Source organism: Streptomyces sp. XM83C, from assembly GCF_023072675.1.
GTDB lineage: Bacteria > Actinomycetota > Actinomycetes > Streptomycetales > Streptomycetaceae > Streptomyces > Streptomyces thermocoprophilus.
The window spans coordinates 1-14,456 of record NZ_JALLGL010000039.1 but is presented as its reverse complement, the minus strand read 5'-3'; the positions used below and the strand labels follow the sequence as shown (position 1 = coordinate 14,456).

Genomic DNA, 14,456 nt, shown 5'->3' with positions numbered 1-14,456 from the left:
GGGCGCGACGGGCACCGATGTCGTCGCCGGGCGGCGAATCAGCCCTCGCGGGCGGCGCATCGCAGTCATGGGCAGCACCCCGGGCCACCGGGGCGGAAGGACCGCCGGACGCCTTCGCCCGAGGGTGTCCCCCCTCTCACGTACGGAGCCGTCCGATGACCGTTCGCCGTGTCGTACCCGACATCCACACGCAGGCCATGCGGGAGAGCCGGGATTTCTACGGCCTGCTGGGTTTCGAGGAGGTCATGGATCACGGGTGGATCGCGACGCTCGCGTCGCCGTCCCGGCCGGCGGCGCAGGTCAGCGTCATGACCGCCGGCAGGACCGCGCCCGTGGCACCCGGCATGAGCATCGAGGTGGACGATGTGGACGCGGCCTACGAGGCGGTGCGGGCGAGCGGCGCGGAGATCGTGCACCCGTTGCAGGACGAGGAGTGGAGGGTACGGCGGTGCTTCGTCCGTGACCCCGACGGGCGGGTGGTGAATGTGCTGGGGCACGTCTGACGGCCGCGGCGGACGGACGGGGTCGGCCTCGGCGGCGGAGCGGCCGGGCCGGTCAGTCCCGTGCGGGCGGCCGGTCGCGGCCGGTGCGCTGGTAGGCCTGCCAGTCGGCGCGACCGCCCTCGCCCATGATGCCGGTGTCGGCGGCGAAGTCGGCGGTCGGCGTGCGCCGTATCTCGGCTCTCGCGACGCGGCCGACCAGCGCTGGGAACAGGGGGCGCAGGGGCTGGCACCAGCGCAGCCAGGGCGGTGCGTAGACGGCCGGGGCGCGGTGCGCGATCCCGGCGGCGAGCCGGTCGGCGACCTGCTCGGGTGTGTGCACGCGCCGCGCGAACCAGGGCTGGCGTGCGCGCAGGGCCCGCAGCACCGGGTGGTCGTCGAGGCCGGAGATCATGTCCGTGCCGGTCCAGTGGAGGTAGGCGACGCCGACGGTGACACCGTCGGGCTCGACCTCGTACCGCAGGGACAGGGCGAAGGACTCCGCTCCGGCCTTGGAGGCGCAGTAGGCACTCATCATGGGGGCCGATCCGAAGGCGGCGGTGGAGGCGATCTGCAGGAAGTAGCCGTGGGTGCGGGCAAGTTGGGGCAGGAAGGCCCGGGCGGTGTTCGCGGAGCCGACGAGGTTGACGTCCACGACGCGCCGCCACAGGTCGGCGTCGGTCATACGGAACGGCCCGCCGGCGGCGACCCCCGCGTTGGCGACGACCACGGACGCCGGGCCGAGCCGATCGGCCACCGTCCGTGCGGCGGCGTCGAGGGCGTCCTGGTCGGTGACGTCGGCCTCGACGCACAGGCTGGGCGTGGACAGGGCCGAGGCCGCCGCGTGCAGGGTGCCTGCCTCACGGCCCACGAGTGCGATGTGCATGCCGGCCTCCGACAGGCGCCGCGTCAGGGCTTCGCCGATGCCGCGGGCGGCGCCGGTGACGACGGCGACACGGCCTCCCAGCCGCGGGTCGGGGGTGTCCGGGCCGGTCGGGGACGGGCTTGCGGTGCGGTGCATGGGCGGGCTCGCTTCCGGGCGGTTCGCGGTCTCGGGCGCGCGCTCCCGCCGACGACGCGGGCGGGCGATTCGCACGGAGTCCCGGGTACCCGGGTGGTGGTGCCCCACCCGGCCGGCCTGATCCGCTGCGTCCCGGCGCCGCCCCGCCCCGTCCGGCTCCGTACGGGACATCCGGCGGCGTCCCGGTGATGCGGGCCGGGGAGCGATGAGTTCCGCGGTGTCCCGGGGTCTCGTCCGGTACCCGGTGTCCGAGGAGGGCTTGGCATGCGCAGTGTGACCTATTCCATGAGCACGTCGCTCGACGGCTACATCGTCGGGCCGGACGGCGGCTTCCAGTGGTCGGCGCCGGACCCGGAAGTCTTCCGGTTCTGGATCGACGAGACCCGCAAGGTCGATGTGCATCTGCTGGGGCGCAGACTGTACGAGACGATGCTCTACTGGGAGGACCCCGGGCGGCAGGCCTCGTTCGACGACGCGGAACGCGAGTGGGCAAAGCTGTGGAATCCGCTGCCCAAGGTGGTGTTCTCCCGGACGCTGACATCGGTCCGGGGCCGGGCCGCCCGGCCGGCCTCCGGCAGCGTCGCGGAGGAGATCCGGCGGCTGCGGGCCGAACCGGGCGACGGCGAGATCGCGATCGGCGGTGCGACGCTCGCCGCGGAGGCTGCCGCCGAGGATCTGATCGACGAGTACCGGATCATGGTCTGTCCGGTGCTCGTCGGCGGCGGCATCCCGTTCTTCGCCCGCGACGAGCGGCGCGTGGATCTCGACCTGGTCGAGACGCGCACCTTCGCCTCACGCTACGTGCACCTGCGGTACCGCGTCGCGCGTCAGGCGCCGGTCGGCGGGTGCCGGCCAGTGCGGTCGGGTCGGCGCCGGTCGCGGTGAGGACGTCCGCTGCCACGCCGCGGCCCAGTCGGGCGAGGCCGATCAGGAGGTCGTCGCCGTCGATGCGGTCCGCGCCCCGCTGCTCGGCGCGCGCCTGCCTATGGACGGGCCGTCGGCGCGTGCCTACGGCGTCGGCGCGCCACCAGGCTGAACGTCTCGGCCACGCAGAGGACGGCCGCCGCCGCTGTCAGGAGGACCAGCGGCGGACGCACCGACTCGCGCAGCATCCAGGCGCCCAGGAGGCCGCCGAGGAACATCGCCCCCACGGAGGCCGCGCGGCGGGCCGTCTTGCGGGCACCCGTGCCGACCGATGTGTCCAGGCCCAGGGGTGAGCCCATGAACAGGGCGGTCATGGAGCGGGTGGTCAAGGTGGTGGGCAGGTCGGGCACCTTGGCCCGCATGGTGGTGACGTTGCGCATGCCCATCGCGACCGCGACGAGGCAGATCACGACGTGGTGCCGGGCGGACAGCGGGCCGCCGGTGTCGTCGATCTGCCACGCCACCCCGCCCGCCGCGGCCAGCAGCGCGGCCTCCACCAGCAGTGCGGACACCAGCCATTCATGGCCGCGCCTGTCGAGCCGGGACTCCGTGCGGGCGCCCAGCACCACACCGAGGACGAAGCCGCCCAGGGAGGCGAGGGAGGCCGTCACGGACCCGCCCTGCCCGGTGAGCGCGAAGGCGAGGAGCAGCAGGTTGCCCGTCTGCATGGCGGTGAAGGCCGGGCCCAGCACGAGGTAGCTGACGGCTTCGATGAGGCCCGTCGTCGCCGTCAGGGCCACCATGGCCGAGGTGAGCGGGCCCTTCGTCTCCGGCGTCACCTCGGCGTCCCGTCACATGTCCGCCCGCGGTCGTCCGTCCGGCGCGCGGTTCCTTCGGGAACGGTCACATCGGGAGCGTACGATCACGGCCGGGCGGCGGCCAGCGGAGGCGCACCCGGTGGCCGTACGGCGCCGGGGACGGGCCGGCGGGGGCGTCAGCCCGCGGCGGGGCCTTCCTGTGCGAAGTCGGGCAGCTCGGCGGAGATCAGTTCGGCGGCACCGTTGTCCAGGAGTTCCTGCATCCGCGTGGAGCGGGGCAGCATCGTCTTCTCGTAGTCGCGGACGGCGTCGTCGAGGCTGTCGTGGCGGGCGACGGCGAGCGCGAGTTCGCACGCGTCGAGCATGGCCAGGTTGACGCCGACACCGAGCGGCGGCATGAGGTGGGCGGCGTCGCCCAGCAGGGTGACGGACGGGTCGTGCTCCCAGGTGTGCGGGACGGGCAGGGCATGGATGGGGCGGTCGACGTAGGGGCCGTCGTTGTCGGTGAGCAGGCGGCGCCAGGCGGGCGCCCAGTCGCGGAAGTGGCCGAGGAGGAGGGCGCGGACGCCCTCGGTGTCACCGGCGGTCAGGCCGGCGGCGGCGATCCAGTCCTCGGGGAGGCGCTGGATGACGTAGACGCGGATGTGGTCGCCGCCGTTGCGCTGGGCGAACAGGCCCCTGTCGCCGTCGGCGGCGGCCGAGCCCTGTCCGACGAACTCGGCGATCTCGGGATGGGCGGTGTCGACGTCGTCGAACCAGGCCTCCAGGAACGTGACCCCGGTGTAGCGGGGGGCGGCGTCGGAGACGGCGCGGCGGACCTTGGACCAGGCGCCGTCGGCTCCGATGACGAGGTCGGCTTCGACGGTGGTGCCGTCGGCGAACAGCAGCCGGCGCGGGCCGCCCGCGGGTCCCTCGACGGACCGCAGGGCGTGGCCCCAGCGCACGGTGCCGGGCTCCAGCGAGTTCAGCAGCAGTTCGCGCAGCACGCCCCGGTCGATCTCGGGCTTGACGCGTTCGTCCTCGGCGGGGACGTGGTGGAAGTGCAGCGTCCCGGCCGGGTCGAGCTGCCGCATCTCCTGCCCCTCGGGGCGGGAGAGACGGAAGAAGTCGTCGAGCAGCCCGGCCTCGCGGAGGGCGATCTGGCCGTCCTCGTCGTGCAGGTCCAGGGTGCCGCCCTGGTTTCGGTCGGCCGGGCCGCCGTCCCGGTCGTACACGGTGACGGCGATGCCGTGCCGCTGCAGGATGCGGGCGCAGGTCAGGCCGCCGGGGCCGGCGCCGACGACGGCGATACGGGGTGCGGGGGCGGTGGTCATGACGGAACTCCGTTCGTACGGGAAGCAAGTGCCGATGTGCCGTGACCCGGCGTTCGGCCGGCGGCGCGTGATGCCCGGGGCATGCCGGACGAGCGGGGCGGCCGTCGGTCGTTCCGCGGCGGCGGCCCCGGATCCAGAACAGCACAACAACTCAATAAGTGCAACAACTCAACTTTTGAAGTCGAGCAACCGAAGGGGTAGGCTGCCGGGCATGACCGAGACCGACAGCGGCCGTCCGCCGATGGGGCGCCGCGAGCGCAAGAAGGCGGCCACCCGCCGGGCCATCGCCGACGCGGCCCTGCGCCTGTTCCTGGAACGCGGGTACGACGACGTCGGCATCCGCGAGATCGCCGACGCCGCCGACGTCTCCACGACCACGCTGTTCAAGCACTTCCCGGTCAAGGAGGCCCTCGTCTTCGACGAGGAGGCCGATCACGAGGCGGAGCTGCTGGCCGCCGTACGGGAGCGTCCCGCCGGGCAGTCGGTGCCGGCCGCCCTGCGGGATCACGCGCTGCGCAGCCGCACGGCCGGCGCGGACGGGGACGAGGGCTTCGCCGCGTATCTCGAACTGGTCAACAGCACACCGGCCCTGCGGGACTACGCACAGAACATGTGGCTGCGGCACACGGCCGCCCTGGCCCGGGTGATCGCCGAGGAGAGCGGCCTGCCGGAGGGCGACCCCGCCTGCACCGCCCTCGCGCACTTCGCCCTGGAGGCGCCCCGCGCCGCCCGTGGCCACGCCGACACACGCGAGGCGCTCGTCCGCGCTTTCGACCTGCTGGAGCGGGGCTGGAACGCCCTCGCGTCCGGCTGACGTCCGCCGAACGCCCGCCCCCTGAGTCCGGTGCGCGGATCGTGCCGACCGGGACGCCGGGCCCGGACCCCGGCACGCCGGACCGGTACGCCGGGACGCCAGGCCCGTACGGCTCCTATCCCGTCGGCCGCAGAAGCAGCAGCGCCACGTCGTCGGTGCGGTCGCCGGCCGCGCGGACGGGCGCCGTGAGCGCGTCGGCCAGAGCCGGCAGCTCCACCGGACCGCAGGCCAGGTCCCGGGCGAGGCCGGCGATGCCCGTGTCGAGGGACCGGTCCGGGCTCTCGACGAGACCATCGGTGAACAACGCCAGCACGGAACCCGGCGGCAGGGCGAGGGTGTGGGAGGGGTAGCCGGCGCGCGGGTCGATGCCGAGCAGCAGCCCGGGCTCGAACTCCACGGCCTCCGCGGTCCCGTCGGGCCCGCGCAGCACGGGCGGCAGATGCCCGGCGGTCGCCACCTGGGCGGTGCCGGCGGCGAGGTCGATACGGGCGTACAGGCAGCTGGTGAACAGTCCGGGGTCGAGGCCGGTCAGCAGCCGGTTGGTGCGGGCCAGGACCTCGTCGGGGGCGGCGCCGGCGGTGGCGTGGGCGAGGATCGCGGTGCGGACCTGGCCCATGAGGGCGGCGGCGGCCACGTTGTGCCCCTGGACGTCGCCGATGACGGCGGCGACGGTGGTGGCGTCGAGGCGGATCAGATCGTAGAAGTCGCCGCCGATGTCCATGCCGTGGGTGGCGGGCAGATAGCGGGCCGCGACCTCCATGCCGGGCACGTCCGGCAGGGTGTGCGGCAGGAGGCCCGTCTGGAGACTCTGCGCGAGCGCGTGCTCGGTGTCGTAGAGGCGGGCCCGGTCGAGGGCCTGGGACAGGAGCCCGGCGAGCGACGCCAGCGCGGCCCGCTCCTCGGCGGGAAACGGGTGCGGACGGGTGAAGCCGAGGACACACGTGCCGACCGGGCGGCCGGAGACCGTCAGCGGCAGGAACGCCCAGGCGGACATGCCGTCCCAGCGGTCGGCGCGGGCCGGGAAGGCGCGGTCGAGTTCCTCACGGCTGGCGAAGAAGCTGGCCGCTCCTTGCGTCAGGGCCCTCACGCCCGGAGTGGGCGAGGTGAGCGGGGTGCCGTCGAAACGGTCCATCGTCTCGGCCGGGTAACCGTGGTAGCCGACGATCCGCAGCCGGCCCGCCTCGGCGACCAGCATGGCCAGCGCCTGCGCGTCGAACGCGGGCAGCACGGTGTCGGCGACCAGCCGCACCACGTCCTCGGTGCCGACCGCCTCGCTGAGCGCACCGGCCAGATGCATCAGGCGGTAGAGCGCCCCCACCCGCACCGGCGCCTCCGTCATGGCCGCGCCCTCCCCCGTCCGGCGCGGCCACACGGTGCCGCCGTCGGCCGGACTGGGCGCGGGGGTGATCCGTACGCTGATGCCGGTGTCGTCGGGGAACAGCTCGAAGCGCAGCCAGGCCCCGTCGGGCCGCCGGGCGGTGAAGAAGGTGGGGCGGCGGCTCATCACGGCCGCCCGGTAGCGATCCTCGTAGACCGGGTCGTGCAGCCACTCCAGGGATTCCCACGGGAGCGTGCCGATCAGCTTTTGCCGGTCCGCACCGACCAGGCGGGCCGCGCTGGGGGTGATGAAGGTGATCCTCCCGTCCAGGCCGAGGGCGACACCGGGCTCGGGCAGGCGCCGGGCGTAGGCCGCGACGGCGTCCGCCGGTGACGCGGGGGGCTCGGCCGTCGGGCGGGCCAGGCTGCGCGCCACCGGGAGCGGGGCGGGCGGCCGGTCGGTGTGCCGGGCCGCGGCGAGGACATGACCGAGGAGGGTGCAGACCGAGGCGATGCCGGCGCGGACCGAGGGCACCAGGTCGTGCCGGGGGCCGGGCCACATCAGCAGCAGCGCGCCCATCACCGTGTCACCGTGCAGGATCGGGGCACCGGCGAGGGCGAAGTGGTACGGCAGCACGAGTGCGGCGCGTGGATAGCGCCGGACGAGTTCCTCCTGGGAGGCGACCCACACCAGCTCGCGCGAGCGCACCGCGTCGGTGACCGGTGCGGGGTAGGCGAGGGAGATCCGCTGCCACGGCGCCATGGACTCCGCGGGCAGCCCCGTCAGGGTGTCCAGCGCGAGCACCTGCCGGCCGGGGGCGACGAGGTACAGACCGGCGGCGTGCGCGCCCAGATCGCGTACGGACTCCGTCAGCAGATGGTCGAGCAGGCGTCGGCCAAGCCCTGTGCCCTCGGACAAACCCCTTGCTCCCTTTCGCCGGCACCGCGATCCGAAAACCCTCCATATCCGAGCAAACACGGACATTCGATAGTTGATTCTACGGAGGTGAGGGGGGTGCCCGGCACCAGCAGAGCGCGCAGGCGCGACGCCGAGGCGGTCCGGTGGTGCCGTCGGGGAGCACCGTGGGGCTCACAGCGCGGTGGGCCGGCGGGTGCGCGTCCTACCCGATGTCGTCCGCGGCCGGGGTGCGCAGCGCGAGCAGGGCCACGTCGTCGTCGTTGTCGGAGGGGCGGACCCGGCGCAGGAGCTGGTCGGCGAAGACGGTGAGGGGCCGCTGGGCGAGGGCGGCGGCGTGCCGGCCGAGCCGCCGCAGCCCCTCGTCCAGTCCGTGCCGGTGCGTCTCGATCAGCCCGTCCGTGTACAGCACCAGCGTGGACCCCGGCGGCAGGAGCACGGTGGCGTCGGGACGCGGGGTGCGGGTCCCCGTGCCCAGCAGGATGCCGTGGCCGTCGTTGAGGTAGTGGGCGGCACCGCCCCGGGTGATCAGCAGCGGCGGCGGGTGCCCGGCGTTGGTCCAGCGCAGCCGCCAGTCGGCGGGCTCCTCCCGTTCGACACGCGCGAAGATCATCGTGGCCATGGGCACATTGGTGACGTGGGTGACGGCCTCGTCGAGCCGTTCGACGATCCTGCTCGGGGGATCCTGGTGCGCCCACGCGTAGGCGCGGAGCATGTTGCGCACCTGGGCCATGCCGGCGGCGGCCTCCAGGTCGTGGCCGACGACGTCCCCGATGGTCAGGGCCGTCGCCCCGTCGGACAGGCGGAAGGCGTCGTACCAGTCGCCGCCCACCTGTGAGGCGTCCGGTGCGGGCAGGTAGCGCGCGGTCATCTCCAGCCCGCCCAGGCTGGGCAGCCGGGGCAGCAGATGGCTCTGCATGGTCTGGGCGACCTTGCGCTGGCGCTGGTAGAGGCGCGCGTTGTCCAGAGCGAGGGCGGCACGGCGGGCGATGTCCTCGATCAAGGGGAGGTCGCCGCTGATGAACGCGGCTCTTTCCGCCCCTCTGCCGAGGGTGAGCGCTCCGACGACGTCGCGGGTGCTGCGCAGCGGCACGATGGCCGCGGAGCGGATGCCGGTCGTCTCGAACAGGCGCCGCTGTTCGACGGCGATCCCGGAGTCGGGAGGCCCCTGGTACGTGGTGGGCCCCGCGAGGGTGGAGGCGACACCGCGCAGCGCCTTGGACAGGGGCATGGCGGATGCCTCGGTCACCGGGGGCATCGGCCCTTCCAGCTCCTCGTGGTGCGCGAGGGCGGATCCGGCGGCGTGGACCACGGCGGTGCGCCACACCTCGGCGCCCTCCGTGATGAGGTCGATGACCGCCCAGTCCGCCAGCCGCGGCACCAGCAGCGTCACGAGCCGGCGCTGGGTCTCCTGGGCGTCGAGGGTGGAGGTGAGGGTGGTCGTGGTCTCGGCCAGCAGGGCGAGCCGTTCCAGCTCGGTGAGGCCCTCCGCGGCGGGCTGCGGCCGGGGGTCGCTGTCCGGTCGGTGCACGTCGCCCGCGAGGGGCCGCTCGCGGTGGAAGACGACGAGGGTGGCCTCCTGGGTGCCGGTGCCGAAGGGAGTGAGCAGCCAGGAGACGGGCAGCAGGGAGTCGTCGCCGCGCAGGAACCACTCCCCCGCGGCCTGCGCCGTGCACCGTGCGTGGAACGCCGGCCGCATGGTGCAGCGGCTGGCCGGGATCGTGTGGCCGTGGGCGTCTCGGTGGAGCAGGTCGTGGGCGTCCCGGCCGAGGAGTTCCTCGGCGCTGCGGGCCAGCAGCCGCTGTGCGCGGATGTTGACGGCGATGATGCATCCCTTGTCGTCGACCACGTACGCCGCCGCGCCGATGGCGGCCAGGGCCGCGGTCACGGCGGGGTCGTCCGCTGCCGTGGTGTGCTGCCGGACGCTCCTGGTGTGCTCCTGCTCCGCCACCGGTGTGCCTCCTTCGTGATCGCCGGCCGGCCGGACCGTCGGTGTGCCGTGTGCTCCTCTTCCCGGGAACGGGCCGGGCATCCCGACGGCCGGCGCCGCGTCCGCCGCGCCGCGGCCGGGCGGGACGGCACGCCGGCGGGCCGAACCCGGGGGCACGGCCGCGGGGGCCGGCGCTCCGGGAGGGCCGCGTCGACGACCGTACGGTACGACGGGTTCCTCGCCCTCGCCCCCGCACGCGCGCGTACGGCCGGGACAGGGGCACCACCGAGGGGAGCAACGCCGTCTCGCCCCCGCACGCGCGCGTACGGCCGCGAGAGGGCACGGCCCGGGTGCCGCGACGCCGCCCGGGCTGCGCACGCGCGCGTACGTGACGGGCCACCGCCGTCTCCCGGGTGCCGCGGACTCGGCCACGCGCGCACCCGTACGGACGTGCGTCCGACGGTCGGGGCGGGCACGTCCGCCACCGGGGCCACGCACACGCGCGTACCGCCGTGCGGCACCCCGACGCGCGGGGCCGCCGTGCCGCTCGGCCCCCGTGACGGCCGATGCCCACCGGGCGGCGCGGCCGTCGGGTGGGCACGGGCGGACGAGCGGGCGGAGCGGGCCGGGTACGGCCGCCTCACGCCGTCGGGGAGGTGGCGCTAGCGGCCGGCCACGGTGGCCCGGCGGGTCGACGGGTCCGGGCCGCCGCCGCTGCTGGTGCCGAGGGCGTCGAGGATGTCGTCGACGCTCCGCTTGGCGTCCCCGAACAGCATGCTGGTGTTCTCGCGGAAGAACAGCGGGTTCTGCACACCGGCGTAGCCCGAGGCCATCGACCGCTTGAAGACGATGACGTGCTCCGCCTCCCACACCCGCAGCACCGGCATCCCGGCGATCGGGCTGGACGGGTCCTCCGTCGCGGCCGGGTTGACGGTGTCGTTCGCGCCGATCACCAGGACGACGGAGGTCTCGGCGAAGTCGTCGTTGATCTCGTCCATCTCCAGGACGATGTCGTACGGCACCTTCGCCTCGGCCAGCAGCACGTTCATGTGCCCGGGCAGACGCCCGGCCACCGGGTGGACGCCGAAGCGGACCTCCACCCCGCGCTCACGCAGCCGGCGGGTCAGTTCCGCGACCGGGTGCTGGGCCTGCGCCACCGCCATGCCGTAACCGGGCGTGATGATCACCGAGCGGGCCTGCGCGAGCAGCTCGGCCGCGTCCGCCGCCCGCACCTCGCGGTGCTCGCCCTGTTCCTCGCCGCCGCCGGACGGCGCCTCGATGCCGAAACCGCCGGCGATGACGGACAGGAAGGACCGGTTCATCGCCTTGCACATGATGTACGACAGGTAGGCGCCGGAGGAGCCGACGAGCGCGCCGGTGACGATGAGCAGGTTGTTGTCGAGGAGGAAGCCGGCCGCTGCCGCCGCCCAGCCGGAGTAGCTGTTCAGCATCGACACGACGACGGGCATGTCGCCGCCGCCGATCGAGGCGACCAGATGCCAGCCGAGGGCCAGCGCCAGCGCGGTCACCGCGATCATCAGCGGCAGCCCGGGGCTGACGGTGAACCACACGGTCAGTGCGACGAACACGACGAGCGCGCCGATGTTCAGCGCGTTCTTGCCGGGCAGCATCAGCGGCCGGGACTTGATGCGCGCGGACAGTTTGAGGAACGCAACGATGGAGCCGGTGAAGGTGACCGCGCCGATGAAGATGCCGATGAACACCTCGGCATGGTGGATGCCGAGCAGGTCGTCGGCGACGTGGGTCTGCGCGTCGCCGTGCGCCTCCACCTGGAGATAGCTGTTCCAGCCGACCAGCACGGCGGCGAGGCCGACGAAACTGTGCAGCACGGCGATGAGTTCGGGCATCTGGGTCATCTCGACGCGGCGGGCCCGCCACAGGCCGATCGCTGCGCCGAGCGCCATCGCCGCCACGATGAGAGTGACCGCGCCGGCGGAGATGCTCTGCGCTGCGAGGACGACGGTGGCGGCGAGGGCGAGGACCATGCCGGCGATGCCGTAGACGACGCCGGCGCGGGAGGTGTGGTGCTGGGACAGGCCGGCCAGGCTGAGGATGAACAGCAGCGCGGCGACCAGGTCGGCGGCGTGTGAGGCTGTCAGGGAGGTCATCGGCTCAGCCCTTCGAGAACATGGAGAGCATGCGGCGGGTGACGGCGAAACCGCCGAAGATGTTGATGCTGGTCAGCAGGATCGCCACCACCGACAGGGTGGTGACGAGGGCGCTCTCGTGTCCGATCTGCAGCAGCGCGCCGATGACGACGATGCCGGAGATCGCGTTGGTCACCGACATCAGCGGGGTGTGCAGCGCGTGGTGCACCTTGCCGATGACGTAGTAGCCGATCACCACGGACAGGGCGAACACCGTGAAGTTCCGGGCGAGTTGGGCGGGGGCGAAGGCGACCAGGAGGAACAGCGCGAACATGCCGAGGCCGATGAGGCCGAGCCGAGCGGCGGGCGTCAGGCGTGCACGCTCCGGCTCGGGCGCCGCCGCGGCGGGCGCCTCGGCGGGGGCGGCGGGTGCGGCCGACACGGACACGGGCGGCGGCGGCCAGGTGATCTCGCCGTCGCGGACCACGGTCACGGCCCGCTGCACGACGTCGTCGAAGTCGAGGACGAGCTGCCCGTCCTTGCCGGGTGTGAGCAGCTTGACGAGGTTGACAAGGTTGGTGCCGAACAGCTGGGAGGCCTGCGCGGGGAGCCGGGAGGCCAGGTCGGTGTAGCCGATGAGGGTGACGCCGTTGTCGGTGACGACGGCGCGGCCCGGCACGGTCCCCTCGACGTTGCCGCCCTGCGCGGCGGCCATGTCCACGATGACGCTGCCCGGCTTCATCACGGCGACGTCCTCGGCCGTCAGCAGCCGGGGAGCGGGCCGGCCGGGGATCAGCGCGGTGGTGATGACGATGTCCACGTCCTTGGCCTGCTCGTGGTACAGCTCGGCCGCGGCGCGGTCGTAGTCGGCGGAGGTGGCCTTGGCGTATCCGTCGGTGCTCGTCTCCTGTTCGACGTCCACCGCGAGGTATTCACCGCCGAGGGACTTCACCTGGTCGGCGACCTCGGGCCGGGGGTCGGTGGCGCGTACGACGGCGCCGAGGCTGGAGGCAGCGCCGATCGCGGCGAGACCGGCCACGCCGGCACCGGCGACGAGGACCTTCGCGGGCGGCACCTTGCCGGCGGCGGTGACCTGGCCGGTGAAGAACCGGCCGAAGACGTGCGCGGCTTCTATGACGGCGCGGTAGCCGGCGATGTTCGCCATCGACGACAGCACGTCCATCGACTGGGCGCGGGAGATCCGCGGCACCGCGTCCAGGGCGAGCGCGGTGATCCCCGCGTCGGCGAGCGCCTGGAGCAGTTCCGGCTTCTGCGCCGGACTCAGCAGCGCCACCAGGGTCGCGCCCCGCCGCAGCCGACGGATCTCGGTGTCCGAGGGGGCGTTCACCTTCAGAACGACATCCGCGTCCCAGGCCTCGCCGATCGCGGCACCGGCATCGGCGTACGCCTGGTCGGTGAACCCGGAGGCCTCACCGGCGCCGGGTTCGACGACGACCTCGTAGCCGAGGCCCAGCAGCGTCCGTGTGGTGGCCGGGGTCGCCGCGACACGGGTCTCTCCGGACACGGACTCGGCCACCACACCGATACGCCGGGGTAGGCGATGTGAGCGTTCTTCAGCAGACATGTCCCGAATCTCTCATCAGAGGAGGGTGCGGAAGGGGAGCTGTGCACACGGCAGTACAGGACGTCTTCCCCTGTGATCGGTGGAACCTACCTCTCGGGAGGATGCGGGCCAACGCGACGGCACGGTGACGTCTTTCACCCTGCCGGAGTGACCGACGGCTCTCGGACACCGCCGGACCGGCCGTCCGGCAGTCCTCGCGCGGTCAGGCCGGTCCCGTGCTCAGGGCATGCTGCGAGCGCGCATCGCGTCGTGTCCGACGCGGGAGAGGTCGCGCGGCCGGCCTGCGTGAGGGGCCGCGCGTCGCCGGATCCGCCTGCCCGCGCGGCGAGTCGGGCCACCTGCGCCCGCAGGGCGGGCGGTGGCCCCGGCGTCCGTACGGCCGTGAGTTCTGGTGGCGTACGGCGTCCCGGCCGCTCGTGGAGGGCGGGGCGCGCAGGGACGTCGGGTCCGCCGTCGGGCCCTTCGGCCCCTGTACCGGCGGCGTACGGACCGGCACCGTCGAGACATGGACAGGTCCTGGCGGTCCACCGTCGCCGGCGTCGGTTCCGGCGGGGGTACGCGGCCGTGCGGGCGGTGCGGCCCCCGCTGCCGCCGTCGTGTCCTGCCCGTCCCCCCACTTCCCCGACCTGACGGTCGGCCACGCCCCGGGAGGCCGCGATGCCCGAATCCCCGTACACCGTGAGCGACGTGATGACGCACACCGTCGTCGCCGTCGGCAGCAAGGCCTCCTTCAAGGAGATCGTCGCCCTGATGGACGAATGGAAGGTCAGTGCCCTGCCGGTGCTGGCCGGTGAGGGCCGTGTGGTCGGCGTGGTGTCCGAGGCGGACCTGCTGCCGAAGGAGGAGTTCCGCGACACCGACCAGGGCGACATGGCCGAGCGGATCAAGGCGGAGGCGCTGACGGCGGGCGATCTGATGAGCGCCCCGGCCGTCACCGTGCACGCCGACGCCACCGTCGCCGAGGCGGCCCGCATCATGGCCCGGCGGCACGTCAAGCGGCTGCCCGTCGTGGACGGCGTCGGCCTGCTCCAGGGCGTGGTGAGCCGCAGTGACCTGCTGAAGGTGTTCCTGCGTCCCGACGAGGAGATCGACCAGGAGATCCGGCACGGCGTGCTCAATCTGCTGCCGCCCGGCGACACGCTGACGGCGTCGGTGGACGACGGCGTGGTCACGCTCTCCGGTGCGCTGCCGGACCGCGGGCTGCTGCCGGTGATCGCTCGGGCGGTGCGCGCCGTGGAGGGGGTCGTGGACGTCCGGCTGAACGTGGTCTACCGGTAGCCGGGGGGGGCGG

The 14,456-nt window shown here is 73.8% G+C and carries 11 protein-coding genes; 4 read left to right on the top strand and 7 right to left on the bottom strand.

Going from position 1 to position 14,456, the window contains the following annotated elements; translation table 11 throughout:
- The first annotated feature begins 155 nt into the window (after positions 1-155).
- The gene (locus tag MTQ10_RS07275) at positions 156-503 is read left to right on the top strand and encodes a VOC family protein (RefSeq protein ID WP_247463460.1); all 348 of its coding nucleotides are present in this window, start codon (positions 156-158) and stop codon (positions 501-503) included.
- Positions 504-555: 52 nt separating this feature from the next.
- Here MTQ10_RS07275 and MTQ10_RS07270 read toward each other — a convergent pair whose 3' ends face one another.
- Entirely contained in the window at positions 556-1,500 is a 945-nt protein-coding gene (locus tag MTQ10_RS07270; RefSeq protein ID WP_247463457.1) for an SDR family oxidoreductase, read from the bottom strand.
- 264 nt (positions 1,501-1,764) lie between these two features.
- On the opposite strand from MTQ10_RS07270, the gene MTQ10_RS07265 reads away from it, so the two are divergent.
- Positions 1,765-2,385 carry a dihydrofolate reductase family protein gene (locus tag MTQ10_RS07265; protein ID WP_247463455.1) on the top strand — a complete coding sequence of 207 codons (621 nt, stop codon included), beginning with the start codon at positions 1,765-1,767 and terminating at the stop codon, positions 2,383-2,385.
- 98 nt (positions 2,386-2,483) lie between these two features.
- Here the strand turns inward: MTQ10_RS07265 and MTQ10_RS07260 are convergent, their stop codons facing one another.
- Both MTQ10_RS07260 and MTQ10_RS07255 read right to left on the bottom strand, forming a co-directional pair.
- Positions 2,484-3,203, bottom strand: coding sequence for a YoaK family protein (locus MTQ10_RS07260; RefSeq protein ID WP_247463453.1), 720 nt, complete (start codon positions 3,201-3,203; stop codon positions 2,484-2,486).
- 155 nt (positions 3,204-3,358) lie between these two features.
- A complete protein-coding gene (locus MTQ10_RS07255; protein ID WP_247463451.1) occupies positions 3,359-4,495 on the bottom strand; it encodes an FAD-dependent oxidoreductase in 1,137 nt (378 codons plus the stop codon).
- Positions 4,496-4,706: 211 nt separating this feature from the next.
- Here MTQ10_RS07255 and MTQ10_RS07250 point away from each other — a divergent pair, with 211 nt between their 5' ends.
- On the top strand, positions 4,707-5,309 hold the full coding sequence (locus tag MTQ10_RS07250; protein WP_247463449.1) for a TetR/AcrR family transcriptional regulator: 603 nt from the start codon (positions 4,707-4,709) through the stop codon (positions 5,307-5,309).
- A gap of 115 nt (positions 5,310-5,424) precedes the next feature.
- Here the strand turns inward: MTQ10_RS07250 and MTQ10_RS07245 are convergent, their stop codons facing one another.
- The 4 genes from MTQ10_RS07245 to MTQ10_RS07230 all read right to left on the bottom strand — a co-directional run bounded on the left by MTQ10_RS07245 (position 5,425) and on the right by MTQ10_RS07230 (position 13,165).
- Complete coding sequence (locus tag MTQ10_RS07245) at positions 5,425-7,545, bottom strand: SpoIIE family protein phosphatase (RefSeq protein ID WP_247463447.1); 2,121 nt, start codon at positions 7,543-7,545, stop codon at positions 5,425-5,427.
- Positions 7,546-7,747: 202 nt separating this feature from the next.
- On the bottom strand, positions 7,748-9,493 hold the full coding sequence (locus MTQ10_RS07240) for a SpoIIE family protein phosphatase (RefSeq protein WP_374117580.1): 1,746 nt from the start codon (positions 9,491-9,493) through the stop codon (positions 7,748-7,750).
- A gap of 641 nt (positions 9,494-10,134) precedes the next feature.
- Positions 10,135-11,601 carry a Re/Si-specific NAD(P)(+) transhydrogenase subunit beta gene (gene pntB / locus MTQ10_RS07235; protein ID WP_247463446.1) on the bottom strand — a complete coding sequence of 489 codons (1,467 nt, stop codon included), beginning with the start codon at positions 11,599-11,601 and terminating at the stop codon, positions 10,135-10,137.
- A gap of 4 nt (positions 11,602-11,605) precedes the next feature.
- A complete protein-coding gene (locus tag MTQ10_RS07230; RefSeq protein ID WP_247463443.1) occupies positions 11,606-13,165 on the bottom strand; it encodes a Re/Si-specific NAD(P)(+) transhydrogenase subunit alpha in 1,560 nt (519 codons plus the stop codon).
- A gap of 657 nt (positions 13,166-13,822) precedes the next feature.
- On the opposite strand from MTQ10_RS07230, the gene MTQ10_RS07225 reads away from it, so the two are divergent.
- Positions 13,823-14,443 (top strand): CBS domain-containing protein, encoded by a 621-nt coding sequence (locus tag MTQ10_RS07225; RefSeq protein ID WP_247463441.1) that lies wholly within the window; start codon positions 13,823-13,825, stop codon positions 14,441-14,443.
- The last annotated feature ends 13 nt before the right edge of the window (positions 14,444-14,456 follow it).